A 22,730-nucleotide genomic window follows, 5' to 3' on the forward strand; every position below is an offset into this window, starting at 1 on the left:
GTGTGCGTCCTCGATGCGAGTGAGTGTGCAGTGCGCACTCGCTCTCACGCTAGTGACATCTAAAGGATTTGGAAACTGTTTTCTGCCCGAAGTGATTATCCGTGAGGGTCGTCCAGTGCGCTGGGAATGCCTGGCAGAAAAGAATCACGATATGGCGTCGGTGCCGCTCGACTCCCGCGACGGCGGCGGTCTGAGCGGGCTCCTATGAGCAGGGGAAAGGAGGTGTGATGTCTTCGTCGGAATCGAAAATCACGCTTGGATAACGTTCTGGCGCGAGGGCCTGTGTGTCCTGCAGGACCAGGTCAGGACAGTGTCCGGCGACCTTCGAAGGCCCGTCCGAGGGTGACGTCGTCGGCGTACTCGAGGTCGCCGCCCACCGGCAGCCCGGACGCCAGCCGGGTCAGCTTGATGCCGATGGAGCCGAGCATGCGCAGCAGGTACGTGGCCGTGGCTTCCCCCTCGAGGTTGGGGTCGGTGGCGACGATGACCTCTTCGATCGTGTCATCGGAGAGTCGGCTGAGCAGCTCACGGATGTGCAGCTGCTCCGGGCCCACCCCGGCGATGGGATTGATGGAGCCGCCGAGCACGTGGTACAGACCGCGGAACGAGCGCGTGCGTTCGACGGCCATCACGTCCTTGGACTCCTCCACCACGCAGATGATGGAGCGATCGCGGCGCTCGTCCTGGCAGATCCGACAGGTCTCCTGCTCCGAGACGTTGAAGCAGATCTGGCAGAACTTGACCTTCTCCTTCACCGTGACGATCGACTCGGCGAGGCGTCGCATGTCCTCGGTGTCGGCCTCCAGGATGTGGAAGGCCACACGCTGGGCGGACTTGGGCCCGATGCCGGGAAGCCGGCCCAGCTCGTCGATCAGGTCTTGGACTGCACCCTCATACACGGTGGGGACGCGCCTTTCTCAACGGGGACGGTGTGGGCAGGGACGAAAGGAGGAGCGGTGCTGGGACGTCGGTTCCACCGGAGCGGCCGACGACGTCGACCGCACCAGGGGTGCCCTGGAGAGGCGAAGGGCCCGGATCCCGCGGAGGATCGTGCCGGGTCAGCGTCAGTCTACTGCGGCCCTTCGCCCATCCGACGCTCCTCGATCAGTGTTCCGTCCAGGATCCGCTCGATAGCCTTCCGCCCGAACACCGAGGACTCCTCGACAGTGATGTCATCGTCACTGGGGATGTCCTCCATCTCGCTCTCGGGGGCCGGGGACGGGCCCGGCCCGGCCTGAGCGGCGTCCCGCGGGGCACCCTGGTCATACAGGGGGTCCGGGGGTGGTGGTTCATCGTTCCAGCCCGGGGGTTCCGCCCCTGTGCCGCGTTGGGAGATGCGCTGCTTGATCGCCGCGATCCTGCCGGAGGCGCCGTTGCGAGCGGCACTGCCGGCCTCCGAAGGGCTGGTGGACGACGAGCGGCCGTGCGCCGGTGACTGCGGCGCAGAGGGCTCGGGGCGCGCCTCAGTCCGCCGCGCGAAGGCGGGGACCCGGGGCTTCTCCTCCGAGAGCAGGTACACCTCGGTCGGGGGCCTGTGTGTCGGAGTTTCGCCTGTCGGAGCCTCGTCTGACGGGGCCTCGTTTGAAGGAACCTTGCCCGGCGTCGAGCCAGGATGCGGGTCGACGCTCGGGGCAGGGGCGGTGGTGGGGCCGTAGGTCGGATCTGTCAGCTGCGGTGGGTCCCGATGCTCTCCGGCCTCGGAGGGAGAGTCGGCCGACAGGGCTGATCCGGCCGGGTCGGCGCTGGGGTCACCGTTCCATGCCGGGTGGGGGGACGGTGGAGCCTGGGGCTGCTCGGGCTCGGCCTCATAGGGCTCGGGGGCCTCCTCGGCCAACCAGGCCGGGGAGGACGGTTCGTGCGGCAGGCCAGGGCTGTTCGGAGTCGCCGGGTCTGGCGCCGTGGTGTCCGTGAGGCCACCGGCAGGGCGGTCATCGGCAGGGCGGTCGTCAGCAGGTCCGTCGGAGCTGGACGGCATGGCCGTGGCGTAGGAACTCCACGTGCCCGGCTGCGGCGGCTCGGGAGCGGATTCGGCGGCGGGTGCCGGCGTGGGCCGGCTAGGGCCTTTTGGGGCCTGACCAGCTCCCGGCGGAGCGCCTCCCGTGATCAGGTCGAAGCTGACCTGCATGCCGAGCACCTGCTGGATGGCTGCGTTCAGGGCCTGGTCGCCGTGCCGATTCGAGAATGTCGACCGAGCGCCGTCATTGGTGAAGGCCACCGTGACGGTCTTGCCGTCGAAACCGGCCACCGTCGCATTGTCCTTGACCAGCATCCACAGCAGCCGCGACTGGCTGGCCAGGGCCTGCACGATGTCCGGCCAGGCGCGCTGGAGCATCTCCACACGCGTCCCGCCCGGAGCACCGGAGGTGGGCTCAGGGTGGCCTCCGGTCCTTGGGTCGCCAGCGGACTGAGGCGGCTGCGGCGGAGCCTCCTGCTGAGGCTCGTGCGGAGGTTCGTGCGGAGGGGCGCTCTGCTGAGGTGCCCCCTCCGGGGGCTGCCGTCGGGGCTCCTCGGGAGCCGGGGTGGAGTTCGCCTCCTCGCTCTGAGCGTCACGTTCCGCAGGTGCGGCCTCGACATGGGCGGGCTCGGCCACGGACCGCGGCACGCCGGGGGTCGCCCATCCCTCGTCGGCTGGCTGCGCAGGGGGTGCCGGAGCAGGTGCGGGAGCACTCGCTGGAGCATCCGGGGCAGATGCCTCCGGGGCCGTCGCAGGCACCTGAGGGGCGGGTGTCGCGTGCTCGGCGGGCGCCGTCCCAGGGGCGGAGCTGACCGGAGGCGTCGTCGTGTCCTGCTCGGGAGCGGCCTCCGCAGTCGGCGTCACCCCGGCTCCAGCCACGAAGTCCACCCGACGCTCGAGGCGTTCGAGCCGGGCGGCCAGGCTGGAGGTGCCCTGGTCCGCATGGGGCAGCAGCAGCCTAGCCATGAGCAGCTCCAGGTGCAGCCGCGGGGAGGTCGCTCCGACCATGTCCGTCAAGGCCTGGGCGGTGATGTCCGCCGCGCGCGAGAGCTCGGCCGCACCCACCTGGGAGGCCTGGTCCTGCATGCGGCGGATCTGGTCGGCGGGGACTCCGCGGAGGATGGCGCCCGGGGAGTCCGGCACCGACTTCACGATGATCAGGTCACGCAGCCGCTCCAGCACGTCCTCCACGAAGCGGCGTGGATCCTGCCCCGACTGCACCACCCGATCTACCACGCTGAAGGCGGTGGCGCCGTCCAGTGCGGCCACCGCATCCACCACGTCGTCCAGCAGGGCCGAGTGTGTGAAGCCCAGCAGCGCCACGGAGCGGTCATAGTCCAGGCCGCTGTCCGTGGAGCCGGCGATCAGCTGGTCCAGCACCGAGAGGGTGTCCCGGACCGAGCCGCCGCCGGCGCGGATCACCAGCGGGAGCACCCCATGGGCCACCGCCACCTGCTCCTGCTGGCAGAGTCGCTGCAGGTACTCCAGCAGCGGCTCCGGCGGCACGAGCCGGAAGGGGTAGTGATGCGTGCGCGAGCGGATGGTGCCGATGACCTTGTCCGGCTCCGTCGTCGCGAAGATGAACTTGATGTGCTCCGGCGGCTCCTCCACGATCTTCAGCAGGGCGTTGAAGCCGGCCGCCGTGACCATGTGGGCCTCGTCGATGATGAAGATCTTGTAGCGGTCCCGCACCGGAGCGAAGGTGGCACGCTCGCGCAGGTCCCGAGCATCGTCGACACCGCCGTGGGAGGCGGCGTCGATCTCGATGACGTCCAGGGACCCGGGGCCGCCGGTGGCCAGGTCATGGCAGGAGTCGCAGCGGCCGCAGGGCGTGCCGGTGGGGCCCTCGGCACAGTTCAGGCAGCGGGCCAGGATGCGTGCGGAGGTCGTCTTCCCGCAGCCGCGCGGGCCGGAGAAGAGATAGGCGTGTGAGACGGCGTCCTTGCCCAGGGCCGTGACCAGGGGCGCGGTGACGTGCTCCTGGCCGATCACGTCGGCGAACGTGTCGGGGCGGTACCGGCGATACAGGGCTGTGCTCACAGTGAAGAACCTTACCGTCTGGGTGGGACACGTGCACTTGATCGTAGGCGGGGCCGGACGCCGACTCCGGGCGGCCCCTCACCAGGGATCCTCAGCTCTGTGCGGCGCGCGTCCGCAGCCGTTGCGTCACCTGCTTCTGCCGCGGGTAGACGTACAGCCAGGAGGTCCAGGGCCGCAGCCACACCATCAGCAGGGTCAGCGCCAGGCCGAGGACCGTGGTGACCCCCACGTGCCAGAGCGGGGCGGCCTCCATGCCGGCGAGCACCCGATGGATGATCACCAGGATCGGGAAGTGAGCCACATAGACCACGATCGAGCTGCGCCCGGCCCACTCGAAGAAGCGGGAGACCGCGCCCTGCGGAATGCGCGGGGCCAGCCAGAGGATCACCGCCAAGCCCAGCAGCGAGATCCCGGCGGCCTGCCAGGTCCCCATCCGCAGTGCGTGATCCTCGCGGCCCAGGTGGGAGAACACCGCAGCGAGGACGGCCATCGCGGCCACCAGCATCCAGGGGGCACGGGCCCAGCGCTCCACCCGCGGTCCGGCCCAGGCGCCCAGGAAGAAGAAGGCCCCGTAGTAGAGGGTCTTGTGCGGAAGGCCCGAAGGAACCTCCACCAGCACGACGACGACCATCATCGTCGCGGCGACCAGCAGGAACGGGACCTTCCGGAGCACCGCGGCCGCGGCGTAGCAGAGGCACAGGGCGAGCAGGAACCACAGGTAGTCACCGGTGATCCAGTAGGTCAGTTCGAAGGGCCCGTTGCGGTAGACGAAGACCCCGTAGAGCACCATCCACACCGCCGCAGGCCAGACGATCGCCGCGTACTTGCCCCACAGGTACTGCGGCAGCGGTTTGGCCAGGGAACGTGGCAGCAGCATTCCGGAGAGGAACATCAGCAGCGGCATCCGGAAGGGCTCCAGGTACCGGTTGGCGAGGATCCACTCACGGCTGCCCGAGCCGGTCGACATCGGGATCGATGCGGCATGCAGGATCACCACCAGGATCACCGCGACGCCACGCAGCAGGTCCATCCACTGCATGCGGCTGCTCGTGACGGCTGGCGCCGTCGTCGGGCTGCTGGGGGAGGGCATGGGTGTGCTCAGTTTCCTGGCTCGGGGAGGTGACAGACTTCAGGAAGTCTACCGGCCCACCCCGGGGAATACCTGGATGTTCCCTGGACGCGGCTGACCTGCAGAAGGGTCGACGGGTCGAGTCGAGTTCGGACGGGTGGCTCGGACGGTGTCAGCGGCACTCATCTGGCACAGCCCTTCAGGCAGCTGATCGGCGTCACCCCGAAGCGACTGGTCCGCACCCACCGTCTTGCCGTCACCGTACAAGGGATCGACCCCGCTGGACCGATCGATCTCCTCTAGTAGTACTTTGTTAGGTGGGTCCGGCGCGTTGGCAGTAGGGGCAGCAGCTGAGCATTCGGATGATTGCTGCTTGGAGCTCGATCAGCAGCTGGTAGAAGCTTTGGCTGTCCCTGGGGCTTTTGGGGGTCGGCTGTCAGGCGTTGGATGGTGATGAACAGGTGGGCTGCGCTGACCAGGGTCACGTGGTGGTGCCAGCCGGTGAAGGTGCGTCCTTCGAAGTGGTCTAGGCCCAGGCCGTGTTTGAGTTCGCGGTAGTCATGTTCGATCCTCCACCGGATCTTGCCGAGTCGGACCAGTTCAGTGATGGGGGTGTCCTCCTCCAGGGTTGCCAGCCAGTAGTCGGTGGGTTCGGCGGCACCGGGTGGCCATTCGATAAGCAGCCAACACGCCGGCAGGGACCCGTCGGGGTTGCGCGGCAGGTTCCGGTTGGCTGGCCGGTCCCTTACGGCGGCGAAGTGGTTGGTGCGTGTGGCTTTGGAACCCTGCCGCCAGGAGGCCTCGGTGAAAGCTGTGCGGGGCATCTGGGCGGCGTAGTCTTTGGCTTGGACCGGTGCGGACTGATAGCTGGCCTTCGAGTGTGGGCGGCCCTTCTTCCCGGTGGGACTGGGCTTCTCAAAGAGAGCATCAGCGTGGTGGATGCTGGTGGAGGACTTCACCTGGACCACATAGTCGATCCCACGGTCGGTGAGTCCGGTGCGGAACGGACCAGATTCGCCATACCCGACATCAGTGACGACCACCGCAGGCACGTGCCCCCAGACGCTCATCTCATCGAGCATCTCGATAGCCAGCTCCCACTTGGGCCGGTGCCGTACAGTCTCAGGGATCTGAGCCGCCTGGCGCTGAGAGACGATGCGTGCGGCTTCCTCGTTGGTCTGCACCCAGGTGTCATCCCACTTCTCGGGCAGGAACAGACGCCAATCCAACGGACACGAAGAATGATCAGTGACACCATGGACGCTGACACCGATCTGGACGTTGCCGACCTTGCCCAGAGAGCCCGCGTACTGCCGGGCCACCCCAGGAGAAGCTGGCCCGTCCTTAGGGAATCCGGTGTCATCAATGACCCACGCATCTGGGCCGATCGCCTCCATCGCCTTCTTCACGATCTGGCGACGCACTGGCTCGACCTTCCACGGGGAAGAGGAGGCAAACTGCTGCAGCTGCTGATAATCAATACCGATGCTGATAATCAATACCGAGCCGATCACCCATCGGCTGCATCGACTTCCGCCGACCCTCCAGCATCAGTCCCTGCAGATACAGGGACCCCATATCACGCTGATCCCGACGCTTCAATGAACCGAAGACATCACCGACAAACGCGTCCAACTCCGCACGTACATGCTCAGTTTCCCGCTGCTCCAAGCGGTGACGTTAACAAAAAACACACCCAATTAACAGCGACACACCTAACAAAGTACTACTAGGTGTTGGCGCTCAGGTACGAGGTCAGTGATGCCTCGATCGTCTTGAAGCGTTCTGCTCGGGACCCAACGTCGTCGCGAAGAACAGCGATCTGTTCGAGGAGCTCCGGGCACGCTGCCTCGTCCTTCGCTCCCACGGTGCATGGCAGCACCTGCTGCACCAACGTGGTTGGCAGACCAATGTCGAGCAGCGACCGGATCGTCTCAACTATGGCCACCGCATTGGCCCCGTATTCCCGGTAACCGTTCGACTGGCGCTCCGAAGACAGCAGTCCCTGCTGCTCGTAGTAACGCAGCGATCTCGGGCTAGCCCCAGTTCGAGCGCTCAGTTCACCGATGCGCATCGCAAACCCCTTCTTGACCTTGACACTGATGTCAAACTATACGCTTCGTGGCATGACGCACTCGACACGCATACGACTCACCGATCCCCTCGCCACTGCACCGGACCTCACCGGACGCCACGCAATCGTGACCGGCGGTACAAGCGGCCTCGGGCTGGCCAGCACGCGCCTCCTCGCGCTCCGGGGTTCCACTGTCCTAATCGGTGCCCGCGACGTGGAGCGAGCTGAGGCTGTCCGCGTTCGCCTCCTTGAGGAGAATCGTCTACCCGCCGAGAGGATCACCGTTGCCGCCTTGGACCTCATCGACCCCGAATCTATTCACCAGTTCGCCCTCGGGGCGGCAGATCGCCCCGTGGACCTCCTTGTGCTCAATGCGGGGATCAGCAGCGTTCCTCTCCGGCATGATCACGCGGGAACAGAGAGTCAGTTCGCCACCAACCACCTGGGCCACTTCGCTCTTACCGGCCTCCTCCTTCCCTCCCTCACGCAGGGCACAGGCGCCCGAGTCGTGGCGGTATCGTCTGCCCTCTATAAAGGGGCCACACTGGATCTTGACGACCTGGCCAGCACTCACCGCTACTCACCCGGTCGGGCCTACAGCCGGTCCAAACTAGCCAACACAATTTTTGCGATCGAACTCAACCGCCGCCTCACTGCATCCGGAAGTCCCATTCGCAGCTTTGCCGCTCATCCCGGCATGGCACGCACACCCCTGCATGCGACCTACCCTTCAGCCGCCACCCGAATCCTGACCGGCGCCATTGCTCGCGCCATTGGCCGTGAGCCCGACCCCGCCAACATCGGCGTCATGACCGCAGCCCTGAACTCGAAGGCTGACCCTCATCTGTTCTGGGGACCGGCCGGATCCAAGACGGCGCCCGATGCGCTCGGTGAACCGTTCAGGCCCATCGCTACCGACCTATCTACTGCGACGGCCCTCTGGAACACATCCGAGCGGCTGACCGGCATCCGCTTCCTCAGTTAAGTTGACACGGACGCGCACCCTCCGTGTCGGGTCATTCACTGTTCTCTACCGCAGCAAGGGTCCTAACGGCGTTGACGATGCTGCGGCGGCGAGAAGTCGACTCAATGTCCGGCCCGAGCGCGGGGGCGGCTGAAGCGCCGGTCAGGGAGAGCTGAATGACGAGGGCTAGCAGATCGTCGGCGGGAATCTCCTTGGATACGAGACCGGCCTCCTGGCAGCGGGATATTGCCGCGACCTTTGCTGCCGTGACCCCGACGAGCCCTTCTGGAATCGCTGTGTCGGGTGCCTCGAGGGCGGCCCACACTGCAAGGCGAACAACCTGATCATGACATGCGTAGTAATCAAACAAGGCCCCTGCATAGCCGCCAAGGTCTGACGCGTCCATCGGAACGTCGTCCACCGTCTGCACGATCAGCGACTCATACACCCGCGTGAAGAGGGCCTGCTTATTGCCGAAGTAGCGAAATATCAGGGCTTCGTTCACGCCTGCGGCTGCCGCGATCCGGCTGGTTCGCGCCCCAGCGATTCCGCACATGGCGAATTCGTTGCGAGCGGCGTCGAGCAGCCGCCTCCTGGTCTCGTCGGATCGACTCGTCATGCCCACATGTTATCAAGTAAGCAATTACTTGCATTTGGCGCAAAGCTCACTTAGGGTCAAAGTAAGTAAACACATACATTGGAGATTTCATGAGAAAGACAGTTGTCATCACCGGCACCGCATCTGGCTTCGGCCGCTCAAGCGTGCGGCGGTTCGTCAAGGAAGGCTGGAATGTGGTCGCCACCGTCCGCAAAGAAGCTGACCTCCAGATCCATTCTGACTTGGAGAACGTCCGCACCCTCCTGCTCAACGTCGACGACGAAGCAGTGAGCCTAGATTTCGCTGCTCTCGCGCTCCAGCAGTTCGGCCGCGTCGACGCCCTCGTCAACAATGCCGGGTATTACCACATGGGCCCGGTCGAGGCTGGCACGATGAAGCAGGTCCACGACCAGTTCCAGACGAACGTGTTCGGCCTGATTGCGCTGACCAAGAGCTTCCTGCCTACCTTTCGTGAGCAGCGCTCGGGCATCATCGTTAACATTTCATCCATCAGTGCCGACCAGGGATACCCCTATACAGCGGTGTATGCAGCGTCGAAGGCTGCGGTGGCTGCTTTCACCGAAGGGTTGAACCTGGAGATGTCGAACTTCGGTGTCACCGCGAAGGCTGTGTTCCCAGGGCTGCACAACACCCGCATCTTCACCAAGATTGATACGTCCGAGAGTGTTCCCGAGGACTACAAGGACGCTATGGCTGCGTTCTTCGGGGCTAACTCCTCCGGCTCCGCACCCGAGGTGACGGCGGACGTCATCTACGAGGCCGTCAGCGATGGCAAGGACGGCCAAGTTCGGTACTATTCCGGGCCCGACGCCGTCGCGATTCCCCGTGCGCGCCACCTATTAGGTCTGCCTTGGTACTGGGAAGAGTTCCGCGCTGCTAACACCGGCGCCCCTAGCCCTCTCTGGAAGACCCTCATTCCTCAAGGTGGTGATGAGGTCGACATGGTCGTCTAGATGCCCGCATCCGTAGTCAAGCACCGAATGTCGGTCACAATTTCGGATTCACTGGAGAACCCTCTAGAGAGGAGTCACTAGGGAAGGGTCTACCTATGTATTGACCTCTCTGAGTAGGTCCTGGAGTGTTCGAGGGGGCCGGCCGGTCAGGTCCTGGACGGTGGTCTTGGTGTAGTCCTCCGCTCCTGTGGCGATAAGTGAGTCGAGTTGGGCAAAGACCGTCGCCGCCGCCGCCGGGGTCGAGTCCCCAAGGTGGTCGATCAGTCGGCTCGGGGTGAGCGGGCGGTGTGAGACGGTGCGATCGAGAGTTGTGCTCAGGAGAGAGGCGACATCGCTGAAGCTCAAGGTCTCCGGACCCGTGACCACGAGATCTTCTGGCGGTGGTGCACTGGACACCAGGGCGACTGCTGCCACGGCCGCGATGTCGCGAACGTCGACGAATCCGACCTTCCCTTCGCCAGTGGCGGTGGTGATCACGCCGTCCTCCCGGACAGAGTCGGCGTGGCGGTGCTCACCCGTGAAATTCTGCATGAACCAGGTCGGACGCACCACTGACCACTCGATCGCCAGTTCCGGCAATGCGGCGTGCACCTGGCCGATTGCAGGTCCGCCACTGGGCACTATCGAGGCACCGAGTAACACCACGCGGCGAACACCGTGCTCTCGCGCGAGCTTCAGGAACGGGATCATCACCGTTTGCGGTTCAGGGTCAAGCGGTGGCGGAACGAGGTACATCGCGTCGACGTCCTCCAGCGCGCGATCGTGCGTCGAAGGGTCGTACCAGTCGAATGTCACGGCTGCGGTGTCTGCGGGCGAGGTCGCGCGTCGATGCGCGGCCACCACGTTTTCCCCACGGCGCAATAGCTCGCTGACGAGTGGTGCACCGGTGTTGCCGGTGGCGCCGGTAATGAGATAGCGGCTCATGCGTCGCCGCCGAGGTCTGCGCCGACGAGCGGGTTCCAGTAGTCGCGGTAGCGGGTGACTTTGCCGTCTGAGGTCCACAGGATGATGACATAGTCCTGGTCGTACGCTGCGCCAGTTGCCTTCACGGTGGCCGAGATGCTCATCTCGATGACGACGGTGGACTGATCGGTGGTCTCGTGGACTGTCAGGTGTGGTGCCCGGTCGACCGATAGGGTCTCGGGCAGGTCCTGGATGTAGCTCGCGAGTGCCTCTTTGCCGACAAGCCTCTTTGGCCGGTCTTTGGGTGCGAAGGGGAACTCGAAGACGACATCGTCGGTGAAGGTGTCGAGCCAGCCCTGAACGTCGCCTCCCCAGAGGTGTTCGAGTCCGGTGCGGAAGAGCTGTTCGGGGGTGGCTGGTGCGTGGGGCACGGCATCTCCTATAATCGGTCCAGCGGTCCGATTGAGTGTAGCGGACCATTGGTCCGTTTATCAAGGAGGTTCTGATGGTGCGCCAGAGCAGGGCGGACGCCCGGCGGAATCAGCAGACGATTCTGCGGATCGCCGATGAGATCTTCCAGGGTTCAGCCGATGGTCCTGCGGTCTCCATGAACGAGATCGCTGATGCGGCGGGCGTGGGGAAAGCGACGCTGTTTCGGAACTTCGGGGATCGGGCCGGACTGCTGCGCAGCGTGCTGAGGGCGCGCACCGATGGCATCGCCAGCGCAGTTCGGTCCGGACCGCCGCCACTCGGTCCCGGGTCGACCCCCGACGCTCGAGTGCGCGCTGTCGTTGAGGGGCTCGTGCGGTTGAAGCTCGACAACCTCGAACTGGTGCGAGCGATAGAGGACACGCGCCAAGTGGCCGGTGCCCCGACCATCTTCGAATCCGATGACTATCGCTGGATCCATGAGGTTCTCGCTGGCGAGCTCGCCCGTCTGGGCGACGCGGTCCAACCCCGGCTGGGTGCGCACGCGATCCTGGCTCTGACCCGTGCCGATCTTCTCGCATGCCAAGTCGTCCAAGAGAAGTTGCCCGCAGAGCAGGTGATTGACGGCATCCTGCGTGTCATCGACTCCCTGATCGTAGGCGTCGCCGAGGACTCCTCAGTCAGCGGAGGAAGCCGCTCGGGGCAATGACCTAATAGCACTTCGCCACGGCCAAGACCGAACGCAAAACCCCGGTCGTTGAATGCGATCATCTCTGTGACGAACGCACTAAGCTGCTCCAAGCTCACTACGCCGGGGCTGTACCACTGGGCCTACTCAGGACCGAGCAGGACCGGATGGCCCTCCAGATGGAAAGGGGCTGATGCAGGAGCAGGTGACAGTTCGTTCTTAGGCCGCCAGGGCGACTGCCTGCTCCACTAGGCGTGCTTCGAACTTTACCGGGGTCATCTTCCCCAGCTCCTGCTGCTTCCTCCTTCGGTGGTAGGTCTTCTCGATCCAGGTGAGGATCTTCATCCGCAGCTGTTGGCGGGTCGCCCAAACCTCACGGTCAAGGACGTTGTTCTGCAGCAGGGAGTAGAAGGACTCCATCGCCGCGTTATCACCAGCAGCTCCGACCTGGCCCATCGAGCCGATCAGCCCGTGGTGCTCCAGCACCCGGGTGACTTTCTTCGCTCGAAATTGCGACCCACGGTCTGAGTGAAGAATGCATCCGGCCACGTTGGCGGCCCCGCGGCGGGCCACAGCGTTATTGATCGCCCGCACTGCCCGTGAGGACTTCATCCTCGAGTCGATCGCGTAGCCGACGATCCTACGGGAGCAGACATCCTTGATCGCGCACAGATACAGCTTGCCCTCAGCGGTGTGATGCTCGGTGATATTGGTCAGCCAGACCTGATTCGGAGCATCAGCCCGGACGTTCCGCTGCACCCGGTCGTCATGGACCGGCGGGCCGGGGCGGGTGCCTTTGCCCCGACGCTTGCGGCTGATCACCGAAGCCACCCCTTGGGTGTTGCACAGCCGCCACGCGGTGCGCACCGCCATCGGGTAGCCGGCGTCCTCGGCCTCATCGGCGAGGTAGCGGTACCCGAACTCCGGATCCTCCCGGTGAGCTTCGATCAGCGCGTTGAGCCGGTGGGCTTCTTCCCATTCGGCGTCAGTGATGGGGTTGGCCAGCCATCGGTAGTAGGGCTGGCGGGCGATCTTCAATACCCGGCACGTCACCGCCACAGGAACACCTTCGATGGCGGCGAGATCGCCTACGAGCGGGTAGAGCCTTTTGACGGCAGATTCGCCTGCGATAAGTACGCTGCGGCCCGGCGCAGCACCAGGTTCTGCTGCTCTAGCAGTCGGTTACGCCGACGCAGCTCACGCAGCTCGTCCTTCTGATCCGTGGTGCGGCCCTCGCGCTCACCAGCATCCGTGGCGTCCTGACGCATCCAGTTCGTCAGGGTCGCGTAGCTGATCCCGAAATCAGCTGCGATCTGCTTCAGACTCACACCGGCCTCGCGGTTCTTCGCGACCGCGACAACATCTTCCCGGAACTCCTCCGGGTACTTTCCTGCCGTAGGGACATCCTCTCCTGCCCAGCACTCACGGCGCTAAACATCAGATGTCACCTGTTCCTGCATCAGCCCCGCTGGCACCACCACGTGACCCTGGTCAGCGCAGCCCACCTGTTCATCACCATCCAACGCCTGGCAGCCGACCCAAAAGCCCCAGGGGCAGCCTAAGCTTCTGCCAGCTGCTGATCGAGCTCCAAGCAGCAATCATCCGAATGCTCAGCTGCTGCCCCTACTGCCAACGCGCCGGACCCACCTAACAAAGTACTACTAGGACGGACAGCCCACGAGACGTTAGCCTGGAGGCACTCCCGCAGCGGAGGAGGGCCCGTGGGCGAAGTAGTGATGTACGCGTCGGTCTCGGTAGATGGCTTCATCGCGGACGCGAATGATCAGCCCGGGCCGCTGTTCGACTGGTTGCTCAGCGGTGACGTGCCGTTGGACGAGAGCGGCGTCTTGAAGGTGTCGCAGACGTCCTACGACTACGTCCGGCCGTACTGGGACCAGATCGGGGCGACGATCGTCGGTCGCCACGTCTTCGACATGACGAATGGCTGGGACGGAACACCTCCCGGTGTTCCCCATGTCGTCGTCGTGACCCACCGAGGCAGGCCCGAGGGGTGGTATCCCGAGGCGCCGTTCTCATTCGTCGACGGCCAGGTGCTCACCGCAGGACTGGTCGACGAGGTGCGCATGGACGTCGCACCTGTCGTGTTCGGGTCCGGCAAGCGCTACTTCGGGCCCGTGGACGCACAGCACCTGCTGGAGGATCCTGAGGTGGTGGTTCAGGGCGACGGGGTGCTTCACCTGCGCTATCGGGTGCGTCGTCGAGCGATCTGAGCAGGTACCCGACGAAGTGGACTGCGGACGGTGACACCAGATCAGGCCTCTGGGCCCGTCCGCGAAGGTCGGGTCTTCCGCGCGTCAGCGGCCCGCCCTAGGGTGGCGGTCATGGACACTTCTGACGCAGAGCGCCTCCCCGCAGACCACTCATCCGCCGCCGAGACGCCGAGCTCATCGCTGGCCCGCTCGGGGCCCGACGTCGGGGCCCCGAAGGCCGCCGCCGTCGACGCCTATGTGGAGCAGGCCGTGGTCCGCCCTGGGCCCGAGTTCGCCGCGGTCCAGCGCCGGGCGGAGGAGGGCGGGCTGCCGGCCATCGAGATCTCCGCGGCCCAGGGCAAGCATCTGGAGCTGATGGTGCGGATCTCCGGGGCCCGGCAGGTGCTCGAGGTCGGCACGCTGGCCGGCTTCTCCACGTTGTGGATGGCCCGCGCCCTCGACGACGGCGGCGGCATCGTCACCTGTGAGGTCGAGCCCCACCACGCCACCGTCGCCCGGGCGAACCTGGACGCGGCCGGCGTGGGGGAGAAGGTGGACATCCGTCTGGGCTCCGCGGAGCAGACCCTGCAGTCCCTGGTGGAGGAGGTCCGCACTGGGACGCGCGAGCCCTTCGACCTGGTGTTCCTCGACGCCGACAAGGCCGGCAACCCGCGCTACCTGGAGCTGGTGATGGAGATGGTCCGGCCGGGCACCGTGATCATCGGGGACAATGTGGTCCGCGACGGCGGGGTGCTCGAGGCGGACTCCGACGACCCAGACATCCAGGGCATCCGGCGATTCCTCACCATGCAGGGCGAAGATCCGCGGCTCGAGGCCACAGCCGTGCAGACCGTCGGAGCGAAGAGCTGGGACGGGTTCAGCCTGGCGGTGGTCACCCGAGGCTGAAGCTCAGGACTCCGTCACCGGCGGCCCCACCGGGATGTCAGGCTGCAGGTACACGTTGCCGCCGGAGGCCGTGAACTCCCGGCTCTTGGCAGCCATGCCCTCGGCGACGATGCCCCGCTGATCCTCCGCCGAGCCGAACTCGTCACGGATGTCCTGGGAGATCCGCATGGAGCAGAACTTCGGCCCGCACATCGAGCAGAAGTGCGCAGTCTTCGCCGGCTCGGCGGGCAGGGTCTCGTCATGGAAGGCCTGCGCGGTCTCCGGGTCCAGGGAGAGGGCGAACTGGTCCTTCCAGCGGAACTCGAACCGGGCCTTCGAGAGCGCATCATCACGGTTCTGGGCCGCCGGGTGCCCCTTGGCGAGGTCGGCGGCATGGGCGGCGATCTTATAGGTGATCACTCCGGCCCGGACGTCCTCGCGATTCGGCAGGCCCAGATGCTCTTTGGGCGTGACATAGCAGAGCATCGCCGTGCCGTAGCGGGCGATCTCCGTGGCGCCGATCGCGCTGGTGATGTGGTCGTACCCCGGTGCGATGTCGGTGACCAGCGGTCCCAGCGTGTAGAACGGGGCCCCGTGGCAGCGCTCCTGCTGACGCTCCACGTTCTCGCGCACCAGATGCAGCGGGATGTGGCCTGGACCCTCGACCATCACCTGCACATCGTGACCCCAGGCGCGCCCGGTCAGCTCCGCCAGGGTGTCCAGCTCGGCGAACTGTGCCTCGTCGTTCGCGTCGGCGATGGACCCGGGGCGCAGCCCGTCGCCCAAAGAGAAGGCGACGTCGTAGGCGGCGAAGATCTCGCAGAGCTCGTCGTAATGGGTGTAGAGGAAGTTCTCCCGGTGATGTGCCAAGCACCAGCCGGCCATGATCGAGCCGCCCCGGGAGACCATCCCGGTGACGCGCTCCGCGGTCAGCGGCACATGACGCAGCAGCACGCCGGCGTGGACGGTCATGTAGTCCACACCCTGCTCGCACTGCTCGATCACCGTGTCCCGGAAGACCTCCCAGCTCAGGGCGGAGACGTCGCCATGGACCTTCTCCAGAGCCTGATAGATGGGCACCGTGCCGATCGGCACCGGAGCGTTCCGCAGGATCCACTCCCGGGTGGTGTGGATGTCATCACCGGTGGAGAGATCCATGACGGTGTCGGCGCCCCACCGGTTGGCCCACCGCAGCTTGTCCACCTCCTCGGAGATCGAGCTGGTGACCGCCGAGTTGCCGATGTTGGCGTTGATCTTCACCAGGAACTCCCGGCCGATGACCATCGGCTCGGACTCGGGGTGGTTGATGTTGGCCGGGATGATGGCCCGGCCGGCGGCCACCTCGCGGCGGACCATCTCCGGCTCGCAGCCCTCGCGCAGCGCGGCGAAGCGCATCTCCTCGGTGATGATGCCGCGGCGGGCATAGTGCATCTGGGAGACCCTGCGCCCCTCGGCGGCTCTCCGCGGGGCGGGACGTCGGCCCCGCCACTCCTCGCTCGCCCCACCGCGGCGGACGGCCGAGCGGCCGTCGTCGCTGAGACGGCGGCCCCGGCCTTCGTACGTGACGGTGTCACCGCGCGCCGTGATCCATGGGTCACGGAACGGCGGCAGGCCCTCGAGGGGGTCGCCCCCGGGACCTGCGGTCCGGTAGACGTCCACAGGCTCGTGGACGGAGCCGTCCGGGGCATCATGGAGGTGAACCCGGGTCACGGGGACCTCCATGCCCTCGCTGTCGCTGACGCTCGCCCGTTCGTGGGCAGGGTGGACCTCCATGGTGGGGGAGGTGGAGACAGAGGTGTGCTGAGAGAAATCGCTCATGATGAGCCCTCACTTCCTACGCCGGCATGACCCGGTCAGGTTCGACGGTCCAGGCGTGCATCGCCTGATCTCAGCCCCTGCAGGGGCACCCGTGTGGACTCGTCGAGCGTAGCCCACTGCACGGCGCGGACGTCGGCATATGACGCGTGACCTGGGAGGACGGGAGCGCGTCGGGTGTCGGTCGTGCATCGCGTCACGTGTCCCGGGTGCATCCCGTGGCCGCGAATCACGGGATCTGGAGGTGCTCGTCGGCGCGCCCCGGGCAGATGCCGTCAGACGTGGCCACTCGAGAAGTGTGGGGTGCGGAGAAACGTTGACGCCGGGAGAGGAAACGGCACCGCAGACGCGACGAGGCCCCCGGCCAGATGACCGGGGGCCTCGTGCTGTGGGCGGAGGATGGGGGATTTGAACCCCCGAGGGCGTGAACCCAACACGCGTTCCAAGCGTGCGCCATAGGCCGCTAGGCGAATCCTCCTTCAGCGCTCGATCTGCGGGTGCGAACACCCGGCGTCGCGAGAGCAGACTCCATGCTAGCGGAGAACAGCAGGAAAATGCACATCGTGCCCGGATCTGGGTTCCGGCGGGTGCTCAGCTGGCGTGTGTGGAGCCCTGCGGGCTACCATGGTTGCCGGCCCCACGTGTGGTGTCATCCTGCTGAACTCCCCCAGGACCGGAAGGTAGCAAGGGTAGGCGGGCTCTGGCAGGTGCACGTGGGGCCTCCTCATGCCTCCGGGCGGAACCACGAACTCCCCCTCCGGGATGACGACGACGCCGTGCTTCCTCCCTACCGTGGAGCACATGACTGATCCCACGCCTCGACGCACACCGTCTCCGCTGCTCCAGATCTGCCGTGGTCCCATCGGCCAGGGCCTGGCGAGTGGCGCCGTCGCACTCATCCCCGTCCGCCGCTACCCGCGCTGGCTGCGGGAGACCATCGTCTGGGCCCCCTCGATCACGATGGCGGGGATGTTCCTCTGTCCCGAGCAGGCGCAGCGGATCGCCCGGCAGATCGGGCTGGAGGGCGACGAGCGAGCCGAGCCCCCTCGATCCGAGGCCGACGGCGAGGCCGAGGCCGAATGCGAGTCCCCGCTGGCCGTCCGTCTGGCTGCCGCCGGATTCTTCGGAGGTGCCGCCTACGCCGTGATGCGCACGGGCCTCTGGGCAGACACGGCACTGGAGTCAGGGCTGCGCCGGCTCCGTGTCCCCGCACCGCGGGTAGTACTGGCACTGGCCGGAGGTGTCGTCACCTGGAGGATCGCTGAGATGGAGCGCCGACAGGCGGACGGGCAGGGCACCCCCGGCTGACGCGCGCGGGACCTCCGGACTTCCTGGACAATGGGGCAGGCGCATCCTGTGACCCGGGACGCACTGACCTCTTCAATCCGGCGGACGCCCACAAGGCGGACCGCCATGACCGGAAGGCTGACCACGTGTCCGAGAACCCCACCCCTGAGGCTCCGGCTTCGTCTCCGAGCCCGAGCACGCCGGGCTACACGATCGGCGACTACCTGCTCGACCGGCTCGCCGAACTGGGCCTGACCGAGCTCTTCGGCGTCCCCGGTGACTTCAACCTGCATTTCCTGGACCACGTGGTCGCCCACCGGGACATCCGATGGGTCGGCTCCGCCAATGAGCTCAATGCCGGCTACACCGCCGACGGTTACGCGCGCATCCGCGGGATCGGTGCCTTCCTGACCACCTATGGCGTCGGTGAGCTCTCCGCGATCAACGCCCTGGCCGGCTCCTACGCGGAGTCAGTGCCGGTGGTGCAGATCGTCGGCGCCCCGCCGAAGGAGACGCAGGCGTCCGGACGCAAGATCCATCACTCGCTGGGCGACGGCGACTTCAAACACTTCCTGCGCATGGCCGAGGAGGTCACCTGCGCCCACGCCGATCTCGATGCCGCCACCGCCACCTGGGAGATCGACCGGGTCCTGCGCGACGTCGTCTTCCGCCGTCGCCCCGGCTATCTGATGCTGGCCGCCGACGTCGCCGCGGTCCCCGCCTTCCCTCCGTCGGAGCCGCTGACCACCGACCTGCCGGTGACCACCCCCGGTGCGGAGGCCGCCTTCGAGGAGGCGCTGCGCCGCTTCCTGCCCGGCCGGCGCACCGCCGTGCTGGCGGATCTGCTGGTCCACCGGCTCGGTGCCACCGAGGAGCTCGCCTCCTTCCTCGCCGACTCGAACCTGCCCTTCGCGACTCTGGCCTGGGGTAAGACCCTGGTGGACGAGTCCGATGAGAACTTCGTCGGCATCTACTCCGGGGCGGCCTCGCAGCAGCGGGTCAGGGACGTCATCGAAGGTGCGGACGCACTGATCACTCTCGGAGTCGAGTACACGGACAACACCACCGCCGGATTCTCCATGGATCTGGACCCCGCTCGGCTCATCGACGTCTCCCGCTTCGGAGCACGCATCGGCGACGAGGTCTTCACCCCGATCTCCCTGGAGCGGGCGCTGGCTGTGGTGCACCGGGTGGTGGTCGACCTCGACGACGTCGTCCCCATGCCTGCCGCCCAGGCGCCCGAGCCGGAGGCTCCACGCCACCCGACCGAGGGCCCGCTCACCCAGAACGGAATGTGGGAGATCCTGGCCTCCCAGCTGGAGTCGGAGAACATCGTGGCCGCCGACCAGGGCACCAGCTACTTCGGCATGGCCACCCACCGGTTCCCGGCCCGATCCACCTTCATCGGCCAGCCCATGTGGGGCTCCATCGGCTACACGCTGCCGGCCATCCTCGGGGCAGGCCTGGCCGACCGCAGCCGCCGGCCCATGCTCCTGATCGGCGACGGCTCCGCCCAGCTGACCATCCAGGAGATGGGAGTGATCATCCGCGAGAAGCTGCCCGCCGTCATCGTGCTGGTCAACAACGACGGCTACACCGTCGAGCGCGCCATCCACGGCCCCGACGAGATCTACAACGACATCGCCCCCTGGCGGTGGGAGCTGGTGCCGCAGCTCTTCGGCGCCACGGAGGAGGGCCACCTCTTCCGCCGGGCCACCACCGAGGCCGAGCTGCTGCAGGCCTGCCAGGATGCCATGGAGAACCGCGAGAAGCTGGTGTTCATCGAGGCCGTGACCCACCGCGATGACATTCCGCAGCTGTTGGAAGATGTGGCCAACGCGTTGAAGCGCTGACTCTGGCCTGCTGTGATGCCCGGTCCGGGTGCAGTTTTCTGCACCTGGGTCGGGCAGTTGGATGGCTCGCGGACTCATTCCAGGCGGCATAGGCTCGAAAGCGATGACCACGACACCCCAGCTCCAGGCCAGCACGACGCCCGACGACGGCGTCCGGCTCAGCCTGCGGGCGCGTCTGGAGCGGATGGTCACGGAACTGATCTCGGTGATCATGGGGTGGGCGGTGTGGATGCTGCCGATGGCGGCGTTCCTGCTGCTGTGGCGGTTCCTGACCTTCAGCCCCGGAGCTGCCGGCCCCGGCTTCCTGGGCGGCATCGATTCGTGGCCCCTGGCAGCTCGCCTGGCGGCCGTCTGCGTCACGACGGTGGTGGTCCTCCCCGCCGCCGCTCGGATCGCGGACCAGCTGCAGTTCTCTCGGGCAACCCACCTGCTGGGAGAGACGCTGAACCCGCCGCCCACCCCGGAGGGGAAGCCCTGGTGGCGTTGTCTGGTCCTCGCCAAGGACCGGACCAAGCCGGGCATGCTCGGCCGGTCCCTGGGCGGTGCCCTGGCCTCCAGCCTGCTCGCCGCGGGAGCGGTGCTGTGCACCGTCACCGCCGCTGTGCTGCTGATGCTGCTCCTGACCAGCGATGCGGCCTTCCGGAACTCCACACTCTTCGACAGCAGCACGCGGCTGCTCCTGACGGTGCCCGCTGTGGCCACGTTGATCGCCTCTCCGTGGATCATTCACGGCCTGAGCGAGCTCGATCGACGCCTGCTGCGCACCTTCTACGGCACGGATGAGGCCGCCCAGCTCCAGGCCCGCATCCGGCAGGCCGATCAGGCCCGCTCCGACGCGGTGGATACAGCCGACGCCGAGCGACGCCGGATCGAACGTGATCTCCACGACGGCGCCCAGCAGCGGCTCACCGCGCTCGCCGTGGACCTGGGCCTCTCCCGACGCATGCACGCCCAGGACCCCGAGGAGCTGCGCGAGACGCTCGTCCGCGCCCAGGGCGAGGTGACGTCGGCTCTGCAGGAGATCCGGGATCTGGTGCGCGGGCTGCACCCGGCGGTGCTGGAGGACCGCGGGCTCGACGCCGCCGTCTCCGCGCTGGCCGATCGCGCGCCGTTCCCGGTAACGGTTCACATCGACGTCGACCCCCGCCCGGCCGTCAGCATCGAGGCCGTGGCGTACTTCGTGGTCGCCGAAGCACTGAACAACGCCATGCGCCATGCCGGTCCGAGGCGTGCCGAGGTCACGATCCTCCGCGACGGGGGCGAGCTGCGGGTCACGGTCGGGGACGACGGCGTCGGCGGTGCGGACACGGGGGCCGGAACCGGGCTGAGCGGTCTGCGCCGCCGGGTCAACGCCGTCAACGGATGGCTGGAGATCCACAGCCCTGACGGTGGGGGCACCACGGTGACGGCGGTGCTCCCATGCGAGTGATCATCGCGGAGGACTCCGTGCTGCTGCGTGAAGGTCTGGTGCGCCTGCTGGCCCACGACGGGATCGACGTCGTCGCCTCCGTCGGAGACGCCCAAGCCCTGCTGGAAGCCGTCGCCGCGCATCGGCCCGATCTGGTGATCGTGGATGTGCGCATGCCGCCCACCCACACCGATGAAGGCATCCGGGCCGCTCTGCAGCTGCGCCGGGAGGACCCCGCTCTGGCGGTGGTGGTGCTGTCCCAGTACGTGGAGGAGCGCTATGCGGTGGATCTGCTCACCGGGGAGACCCGCGGCGTCGCCTACCTGCTGAAGGACCGGGTGGCCGACGTCGATGAGTTCCTGCGGACGGTGCACACCGTGGCCGACGGCGGCACGATCCTGGACCCGGAGGTCGTCTCCCAGCTGCTGACCCGCCGGGCCGGGCGCGACGGGATCGACCTGCTGACCCGCCGTGAACGGGAGGTGCTCGGACTCATGGCCGAGGGGCGCTCCAACGCTGGGATCGCCGCGGCGCTGCACCTGAGCGACTCGGCGGTGTCCAAGCACATCAACGCCATCTTCTCCACGTTGGACATCCCTCCGGCGAGCACCGACAACCGACGGGTCCTGGCCGTGCTGACGTACCTGTCCTCCGGCCCGGAGAGGGGGCACTCATGAGCTCGACGACCGACCGGCCATGGCCCCGGAGGCTGTGGGGCGGCATCGGTGCGGTCCTCACCGCTGTGGTGCTGGCCGCCTGTGTGCACCCGTCTCTGGTGGGGATCCTGCAGATGACCTGGTTGGCCGACGGCCGCGAGTCGGAGCAGGTCCAGCGCACACTCGGTGATCCGCAGGACACGATCTGGTACTCCGGCGAGGCGCTGCAGATGACGTTCTCCGGGGAGGACCGTGACGGCATGGAGCTGACCGAGAACCTCCACCGGACCCCCGGAGCCCCCTTCACCGAGGTCACCCAGCTCGACGGCGCCACGGCCGTGACCACCCGCTGCGCCCCGGACTGCGGGACCCTGGTCGATCAGGAGCTGCAGGTCCCGCGCGAGACGGACCTGAGTGTGGTCTCTGCCGAGGGCATGTACTACACGGTCCAGCATCTGGAGGGCGACCTGGACCTGTGGCTGACTGGAGGAGACCTCGCCGAGGTCACCTTGGTGGGCGAGCCCGACTACGTGGCCGGCCACGTCATGCTGTTCGGGATCCAGGGAGACGTCGAGGTCCGGACTCTCCAGTCCGGGGTGTACGCCGAAGGACTGGGCGGCCAGGACGTCGCTGTGCAGACGGGCGCCGGATCAGTGGACCTGACCCACACCTCCGTGCCCGAGGACCTGGAGGTCAGCACCGGCCGCGGCGACATCAGCATCACCCTGCCGGCCCAGGAGGATCCGTGGCGGTGCACGGTGGAGACCGAGGCGTCGGGGGAGGTCGACGTCGACCTCGGAGAGGGCACAGACGACCGGGAGGATGACGCCGAGGCGCCCTGCCGGATCGCCCTGCGCACCGGGGACGGCGACATCACCGTGTCCAGTGCGCGGCCCCAGCCGTGGCAGCAGGATTGAACACGG

At 66.8% G+C, this 22,730-nt stretch carries 18 protein-coding genes, 1 tRNA gene, 1 other RNA gene, 2 pseudogenes and 1 riboswitch; of the genes and pseudogenes, 11 read left to right on the forward strand and 11 right to left on the reverse strand.

The window, feature by feature from the left end; all coding sequences use genetic code 11:
* Positions 1 to 302: 302 nt before the first annotated feature.
* The 5 genes and pseudogenes from recR to HNR09_RS10605 form a co-directional block, all read right to left on the reverse strand.
* On the reverse strand, positions 303 to 899 hold the full coding sequence (recR, locus tag HNR09_RS10585; RefSeq protein WP_179541999.1) for a recombination mediator RecR: 597 nt from the start codon (positions 897 to 899) through the stop codon (positions 303 to 305).
* A gap of 170 nt (positions 900 to 1,069) precedes the next feature.
* On the reverse strand, positions 1,070 to 3,994 hold the full coding sequence (locus HNR09_RS10590) for a DNA polymerase III subunit gamma and tau (protein ID WP_179542000.1): 2,925 nt from the start codon (positions 3,992 to 3,994) through the stop codon (positions 1,070 to 1,072).
* A gap of 91 nt (positions 3,995 to 4,085) precedes the next feature.
* Entirely contained in the window at positions 4,086 to 5,033 is a 948-nt protein-coding gene (locus HNR09_RS10595; RefSeq protein ID WP_179542001.1) for an acyltransferase family protein, read from the reverse strand.
* A gap of 452 nt (positions 5,034 to 5,485) precedes the next feature.
* Positions 5,486 to 6,734 (reverse strand): annotated as a pseudogene (locus HNR09_RS10600) (IS701 family transposase); the annotation flags it as partial.
* A 58-nt stretch (positions 6,735 to 6,792) separates the two neighbouring features.
* Positions 6,793 to 7,137: a MerR family transcriptional regulator gene (locus HNR09_RS10605; protein WP_179542002.1), complete on the reverse strand. Its 345-nt coding sequence runs from the start codon at positions 7,135 to 7,137 to the stop codon at positions 6,793 to 6,795.
* 52 nt (positions 7,138 to 7,189) lie between these two features.
* On the opposite strand from HNR09_RS10605, the gene HNR09_RS10610 reads away from it, so the two are divergent.
* Complete coding sequence (locus HNR09_RS10610) at positions 7,190 to 8,122, forward strand: SDR family NAD(P)-dependent oxidoreductase (RefSeq protein WP_179542003.1); 933 nt, start codon at positions 7,190 to 7,192, stop codon at positions 8,120 to 8,122.
* A gap of 31 nt (positions 8,123 to 8,153) precedes the next feature.
* Here HNR09_RS10610 and HNR09_RS10615 read toward each other — a convergent pair whose 3' ends face one another.
* A complete protein-coding gene (locus HNR09_RS10615; RefSeq protein ID WP_179542004.1) occupies positions 8,154 to 8,720 on the reverse strand; it encodes a TetR/AcrR family transcriptional regulator in 567 nt (188 codons plus the stop codon).
* Between the two features lie 89 nt (positions 8,721 to 8,809).
* On the opposite strand from HNR09_RS10615, the gene HNR09_RS10620 reads away from it, so the two are divergent.
* The gene (locus HNR09_RS10620) at positions 8,810 to 9,673 is read left to right on the forward strand and encodes an SDR family NAD(P)-dependent oxidoreductase (RefSeq protein ID WP_179542005.1); all 864 of its coding nucleotides are present in this window, start codon (positions 8,810 to 8,812) and stop codon (positions 9,671 to 9,673) included.
* 93 nt (positions 9,674 to 9,766) lie between these two features.
* Here the strand turns inward: HNR09_RS10620 and HNR09_RS10625 are convergent, their stop codons facing one another.
* Together HNR09_RS10625 and HNR09_RS10630 are read right to left on the reverse strand one after the other, a co-directional pair.
* Positions 9,767 to 10,597 (reverse strand): NAD(P)H-binding protein, encoded by an 831-nt coding sequence (locus HNR09_RS10625; RefSeq protein WP_179542006.1) that lies wholly within the window; start codon positions 10,595 to 10,597, stop codon positions 9,767 to 9,769.
* Complete coding sequence (locus HNR09_RS10630) at positions 10,594 to 11,007, reverse strand: nuclear transport factor 2 family protein (RefSeq protein WP_179542007.1); 414 nt, start codon at positions 11,005 to 11,007, stop codon at positions 10,594 to 10,596. Before HNR09_RS10630 ends, HNR09_RS10625 begins: the two co-directional genes overlap by 4 nt.
* A gap of 74 nt (positions 11,008 to 11,081) precedes the next feature.
* Between HNR09_RS10630 and HNR09_RS10635 the strand changes: the two genes are divergently transcribed.
* A complete protein-coding gene (locus HNR09_RS10635; protein ID WP_179542008.1) occupies positions 11,082 to 11,714 on the forward strand; it encodes a TetR/AcrR family transcriptional regulator in 633 nt (210 codons plus the stop codon).
* Positions 11,715 to 11,912: 198 nt separating this feature from the next.
* On the opposite strand, the pseudogene HNR09_RS10640 reads toward HNR09_RS10635, so the two are convergent.
* Positions 11,913 to 13,096: pseudogene (locus tag HNR09_RS10640) on the reverse strand (IS3 family transposase); the annotation flags it as partial.
* A gap of 318 nt (positions 13,097 to 13,414) precedes the next feature.
* Here HNR09_RS10640 and HNR09_RS10645 point away from each other — a divergent pair.
* Both HNR09_RS10645 and HNR09_RS10650 read left to right on the forward strand, forming a co-directional pair.
* Positions 13,415 to 13,924, forward strand: coding sequence for a dihydrofolate reductase family protein (locus HNR09_RS10645; RefSeq protein ID WP_179542009.1), 510 nt, complete (start codon positions 13,415 to 13,417; stop codon positions 13,922 to 13,924).
* A 111-nt stretch (positions 13,925 to 14,035) separates the two neighbouring features.
* Positions 14,036 to 14,809, forward strand: coding sequence for an O-methyltransferase (locus tag HNR09_RS10650; protein ID WP_179542010.1), 774 nt, complete (start codon positions 14,036 to 14,038; stop codon positions 14,807 to 14,809).
* A 3-nt stretch (positions 14,810 to 14,812) separates the two neighbouring features.
* Here HNR09_RS10650 and thiC read toward each other — a convergent pair whose 3' ends face one another.
* A complete protein-coding gene (gene thiC, locus HNR09_RS10655) occupies positions 14,813 to 16,561 on the reverse strand; it encodes a phosphomethylpyrimidine synthase ThiC (protein ID WP_281366406.1) in 1,749 nt (582 codons plus the stop codon).
* Between the two features lie 41 nt (positions 16,562 to 16,602).
* Positions 16,603 to 16,709: riboswitch (TPP riboswitch) on the reverse strand.
* Positions 16,710 to 16,996: 287 nt separating this feature from the next.
* A tRNA-Ser gene (locus tag HNR09_RS10660) sits at positions 16,997 to 17,081 on the reverse strand.
* A 152-nt stretch (positions 17,082 to 17,233) separates the two neighbouring features.
* On the opposite strand from HNR09_RS10660, the gene ffs reads away from it, so the two are divergent.
* From ffs to HNR09_RS10690, 6 genes are all read left to right on the forward strand, one after another.
* Positions 17,234 to 17,330: signal recognition particle sRNA small type (gene ffs, locus HNR09_RS10665), an RNA gene on the forward strand.
* Positions 17,331 to 17,404: 74 nt separating this feature from the next.
* On the forward strand, positions 17,405 to 17,911 hold the full coding sequence (locus tag HNR09_RS10670; protein WP_179542012.1) for a hypothetical protein: 507 nt from the start codon (positions 17,405 to 17,407) through the stop codon (positions 17,909 to 17,911).
* 125 nt (positions 17,912 to 18,036) lie between these two features.
* Positions 18,037 to 19,743 (forward strand): thiamine pyrophosphate-binding protein, encoded by a 1,707-nt coding sequence (locus HNR09_RS10675; RefSeq protein ID WP_179542013.1) that lies wholly within the window; start codon positions 18,037 to 18,039, stop codon positions 19,741 to 19,743.
* A 103-nt stretch (positions 19,744 to 19,846) separates the two neighbouring features.
* Positions 19,847 to 21,172: a sensor histidine kinase gene (locus tag HNR09_RS10680; RefSeq protein ID WP_179542014.1), complete on the forward strand. Its 1,326-nt coding sequence runs from the start codon at positions 19,847 to 19,849 to the stop codon at positions 21,170 to 21,172.
* Complete coding sequence (locus HNR09_RS10685) at positions 21,163 to 21,828, forward strand: response regulator transcription factor (RefSeq protein ID WP_179542015.1); 666 nt, start codon at positions 21,163 to 21,165, stop codon at positions 21,826 to 21,828. Before HNR09_RS10680 ends, HNR09_RS10685 begins: the two co-directional genes overlap by 10 nt.
* The gene (locus HNR09_RS10690; protein WP_179542016.1) at positions 21,825 to 22,724 is read left to right on the forward strand and encodes a DUF4097 family beta strand repeat-containing protein; all 900 of its coding nucleotides are present in this window, start codon (positions 21,825 to 21,827) and stop codon (positions 22,722 to 22,724) included. The genes HNR09_RS10685 and HNR09_RS10690 overlap by 4 nt, the downstream gene beginning before the upstream one ends.
* The last annotated feature ends 6 nt before the right edge of the window (positions 22,725 to 22,730 follow it).

The organism is Nesterenkonia xinjiangensis, from assembly GCF_013410745.1.
Taxonomy (GTDB): domain Bacteria; phylum Actinomycetota; class Actinomycetes; order Actinomycetales; family Micrococcaceae; genus Nesterenkonia; species Nesterenkonia xinjiangensis.

What these genes read in the sequence shown, in the direction of transcription:
- HNR09_RS10595 (WP_179542001.1), bottom strand. Translation starts at nt 5,033, where the DNA reads ATGCAGTGGATGGACCTGCTGCGTGGCGTCGCGGTGATCCTGGTGGTG.
- HNR09_RS10605 (WP_179542002.1), bottom strand. Translation starts at nt 7,137, where the DNA reads ATGCGCATCGGTGAACTGAGCGCTCGAACTGGGGCTAGCCCGAGATCG.
- HNR09_RS10610 (WP_179542003.1), top strand. Translation starts at nt 7,190, where the DNA reads ATGACGCACTCGACACGCATACGACTCACCGATCCCCTCGCCACTGCA.
- HNR09_RS10615 (WP_179542004.1), bottom strand. Translation starts at nt 8,720, where the DNA reads ATGACGAGTCGATCCGACGAGACCAGGAGGCGGCTGCTCGACGCCGCT.
- HNR09_RS10620 (WP_179542005.1), top strand. Translation starts at nt 8,810, where the DNA reads ATGAGAAAGACAGTTGTCATCACCGGCACCGCATCTGGCTTCGGCCGC.
- HNR09_RS10625 (WP_179542006.1), bottom strand. Translation starts at nt 10,597, where the DNA reads ATGAGCCGCTATCTCATTACCGGCGCCACCGGCAACACCGGTGCACCA.
- HNR09_RS10635 (WP_179542008.1), top strand. Translation starts at nt 11,082, where the DNA reads ATGGTGCGCCAGAGCAGGGCGGACGCCCGGCGGAATCAGCAGACGATT.
- HNR09_RS10650 (WP_179542010.1), top strand. Translation starts at nt 14,036, where the DNA reads ATGGACACTTCTGACGCAGAGCGCCTCCCCGCAGACCACTCATCCGCC.
- thiC (WP_281366406.1), bottom strand. Translation starts at nt 16,561, where the DNA reads ATGGAGGTCCACCCTGCCCACGAACGGGCGAGCGTCAGCGACAGCGAG.
- HNR09_RS10670 (WP_179542012.1), top strand. Translation starts at nt 17,405, where the DNA reads ATGACTGATCCCACGCCTCGACGCACACCGTCTCCGCTGCTCCAGATC.
- HNR09_RS10680 (WP_179542014.1), top strand. Translation starts at nt 19,847, where the DNA reads ATGACCACGACACCCCAGCTCCAGGCCAGCACGACGCCCGACGACGGC.
- HNR09_RS10685 (WP_179542015.1), top strand. Translation starts at nt 21,163, where the DNA reads ATGCGAGTGATCATCGCGGAGGACTCCGTGCTGCTGCGTGAAGGTCTG.
- HNR09_RS10690 (WP_179542016.1), top strand. Translation starts at nt 21,825, where the DNA reads ATGAGCTCGACGACCGACCGGCCATGGCCCCGGAGGCTGTGGGGCGGC.